The organism is Verrucomicrobiia bacterium (assembly GCA_035460805.1).
In the GTDB taxonomy this organism is placed as follows: Bacteria; Patescibacteriota; UBA1384; order CAILIB01; family CAILIB01; genus DATHWI01.
Genome location: DATHWI010000049.1, coordinates 1 through 2,244, shown reverse-complemented (window position 1 = coordinate 2,244; position 2,244 = coordinate 1). Strand labels below are relative to the sequence as shown.

The 2,244-nt window shown below is 52.9% G+C and carries 3 protein-coding genes; all 3 read right to left on the bottom strand.

Annotated features, from left to right (window positions below):
* The coding region (locus tag VLA04_01715) for a hypothetical protein (GenBank protein ID HSI20413.1) at positions 1–492 on the bottom strand (492 nt) is incomplete at its 3' end.
* A 98-nt stretch (positions 493–590) separates the two neighbouring features.
* Positions 591–926, bottom strand: coding sequence for a helix-turn-helix domain-containing protein (locus tag VLA04_01710; protein ID HSI20412.1), 336 nt, complete (start codon positions 924–926; stop codon positions 591–593).
* Between the two features lie 62 nt (positions 927–988).
* A complete protein-coding gene (locus VLA04_01705) occupies positions 989–2,191 on the bottom strand; it encodes an ABC transporter permease (GenBank protein HSI20411.1) in 1,203 nt (400 codons plus the stop codon).
* Positions 2,192–2,244: the final 53 nt, after the last annotated feature.

Genomic DNA, 2,244 nt, shown 5'->3' with positions numbered 1-2,244 from the left:
CAGCTTTCGCTCACTCGGCATGAGCTTCCTGAAGGTGTCACGCCGATAGCTGGCATCATCTACCCCGTACGAAATGGGGAAGGAATGGAAGCGAACAAACCCTTCGCCGCTACGAAGTATCGGCGTTTGCCTAGCCAACTGCTCCCACTCCAGAATGGTACGCCAGGATTGGTCGTCTGGTGCCAAATCATCACCCACAAGCTCTTGCACCCACCTGCCGCCACACCTCTCAGCAAGCGTTGTTGCCAGCAAGGGGTATGACTGCTTGGTTACCTTGCCGTCCAAACCAACCAGCGGTGGCAGGTCGGAAAGAAATGGATAGACAATGCTATCCACACGGTTCTTTTGCCGCGGATAAGGATACGAATACTCCGCAACCGAGGGGCTATAATCGTGCCCAGCCCCAACAAGGGTTTCCAGTTGCCGCAACGCTTGGTCAAAAGGAGACTCAGGTTCTGTCTCAGGGACAAAGTTACGTGCCACAATGCTCATTATTCCTCCAATTTTCAAAATCCCTTGGTAGAACCAAAAGACCCACACCGTAAGATGTAGGTCTGTACTACCACAAACCAGTCGCCACCGCTACAAAACTATTGTCCTGCGTGCAAGCTGTGCAGGCTCTTCAGGTCATCGATCATGCGCTCCATAGCGCTAAAGTGCTCGTCCGCCTGCTTCTTCTGCTCTGCCACGTAATCATAAAATAGCTGGGGGTTTGTCACACTGAAAAGCGGACGCTTCCCGCCTTCAACCTGGCCAAACAACCCCTTCTGCCCCAATGTTTTCGCCACGTGGTACGCCGTTCCCCGGTCAATCTTTGCCTTGGCAGCAAGCGTCTGCATGCTGACTGGCCCAATCCGAAGACTGGTCAGGTAAAGCTTGGCTTCCTTCTCGGTAAGTCCCAACCGCTCAATGTCTGTTACGAACATAGGTCCTCCCTTTTCTCTAGTGTACGGGAGCCTGTTGAACGGAGTCAACAGCAAAGGTGCTTTTACTCGTAGCGCAACGCCTCAATGGGGTCTTTTCGTGCCGCGCGGAGGGCAGGCCAAATGCCAAATACCGCACCTATCACTACTGATATACCAAATGCAGTGGCAAGTACAGGAATGCTGAAAACTGGTGTAAGCGGTGTCTGGGCAGCCACTACCGCCCCAATGGACATGGATATCCCTAAACCAATCAAGCCACCTACCAAGGTCACCACAATAGCCTCCGTAAGGAACTGCACAAGGATAGCGCCACGGGTTGCGCCTACTGCCTTCCGCAACCCAATCTCCCGTGTCCGCTCAGTCACGGTAACCAGCATAATGTTCATAATGCCGATACCCCCCACAATAAGGGAGATGGCAGCAATGGCAGACACTAATGCCGTAGCCAAGTTTAAGAACTGATCGAAAAGGCTGAGGATGTCTTTCTGGGTCAACACGGAGAAATCTTCTTCACCGTTGTGGAGTGCCAGCATGGTTGTGTGCACCCGCTCTTTCACTGGCGCCACTTGCTCAGAGTTGACCGCCTTCACAATGATGCGATTGATAGACTCTTTACCTTTATTGAGCGCCGTGGCATCGGCAAACGGTAGGACAACCAGGCTGCCAAATTGGGAGCCAAAGACAGAGCTTGTCGACTTTTCTTCCGTGATACCAATGACCGTAAAGGTAGCTGTGCCAATGGTCACCTGCTGATTAAGGGCGGTTCCCTGGTCAAACAGCTGTTCTGCCACACCCTTGGAGAGCAGGGCAACGCTCCGGTCATCAGCGGCAAACATACGGCCTTCTTTTACCGTCAAAATATCAACGGTTTCCAGGAAATTGGCATCTGTGCCAGCAATGGTTGGAGCGGCGGCCTTTTCTCCTACTTTTACCGAACCAGGAATAAGGCCAAGTGGGGCCACCGATGCCACGCCCTCCAACTTACGGATCCCCTCAACGTCGGCGCGGGTCAACACATCGCCAGAGATAAACGCAGCTGGGTTGGCCTGCTGGCCGCCTGACGTATCAATCTTGCCAGCTGTCACGGCTACAATGTTTGTCCCCAAACCATCCACTAGGGAGGCAACATCATTTTTCAACCCTTGGCCCATGGCTACCAGGGTTGTCACAGAAGTAACGCCAATAACCACACCTAGCATGGTGAGGAGGCTGCGGACCTTATTACCCCAAATGGAAGCAAAGGCACTGCGGATGTTATCAAGCATGGTCCTCCTTAACGACACCGTCCAATATATTGATAATCCTGTCGCACCGCTTT